The organism is Desulfamplus magnetovallimortis (assembly GCF_900170035.1).
In the GTDB taxonomy this organism is placed as follows: domain Bacteria; phylum Desulfobacterota; class Desulfobacteria; order Desulfobacterales; family Desulfobacteraceae; genus Desulfamplus; species Desulfamplus magnetovallimortis.
In genome coordinates, this window is record NZ_LT828597.1 from 1 (window position 1) to 1190 (window position 1190).

1 protein-coding gene is annotated in these 1190 nt (G+C 47.5%); it reads left to right on the plus strand.

All coding sequences use genetic code 11. From position 1 onward, the window contains the following. A partial coding sequence (locus MTBBW1_RS27165; protein WP_080810133.1) for an IS66 family transposase occupies positions 1 to 1190 on the plus strand: 1190 nt, incomplete at its 5' end.

Genomic DNA, 1190 nt, shown 5'->3' on the forward strand with positions numbered 1-1190 from the left:
TTACCTTGTCTTTTTCCGGCAATGCGCCTCTGACAGCAACCCTGTACGAGACGGACAAACTGCGATGCAGTGCCTGTGGTGCTGTGTTTACGGCAAAAATTGCCGACGGCACCATCAGTGGCGCTAGACATTATGATGCCTCTGCAAACGCTGCCATCCCGATTTATAAATATGGATTCGGGATGCCATTTTACCGAATTGCAAGACTTCAGGAGATGGTCGGTGTGCCATTGGGTGCATCAACTCTTTGGGATAAAACCGAAGCCCTTGCCGACATCATCCAGCCGGTTTACCAGGAATTGATACACCAGGCAGCCCAGGCCAAACTCTTTCATAATGATGATACCACCATGCCGGTACTCTCCTTGATGAAAGAAAATGAACAAAAAACCGACAAAGAGCGAACTGGTATGTTTACCACCGCCATTGTGGCCGAACTGGATGAGGGGCATCAGATCGCCTTGTATTTTACGGGTCGCAATCATGCCGGAGAAAACCTTGATATGCTCCAGGCACACAGAGATCCGGACAAAGGCAAGCCCATACAGATGTGTGATGCATTAAGCCGGAATACCAATGATCTGTTTGCCAGATTTGTATCTCACTGTCTCAGCCACGGGCGTAGAAGGTTTGCGGACATCGTTCCGATATTTCCAGATGAATGTAAACTGGTCATAGACCTCCTGGCCGGGGTGTATGAAAACGATGCTGTTACCAAAGAGAAGAATATGTCCGATGAAGAACGTCTGACATATCATCAGCAATACAGCGGGCCGCTTATGAACACCCTTCATGAGTGGATGACAACCCAAATCCATGGAAAACTGGTGGAACCCAATTCCGCATTGGGAAGTGCCATCTCCTATCTGCTTGACCGTTGGGAGAAGTTCACCCTCTTTTTAAGGGTGGCTGGTGCGCCTTTGGACAATAACATCTGCGAACAGGCCCTGAAACGAGCGGTGCTCAATCGGAAAAACGCCATGTTCTACAAAAATGAAATCGGGGCATTGATCGGTGATATGTTCACCAGTATCATTCACACCTGCTATCTCGGTAAGGTTAATGCCATGGATTACCTGATCAAACTCCAGGAATATGAAGCAGATATGAAAAAGAATCCCGAAAAATGGATGCCATGGAATTACCGCCAAACCATTGAAGAAATTGAAGGTCTGACCATAACACTCTGA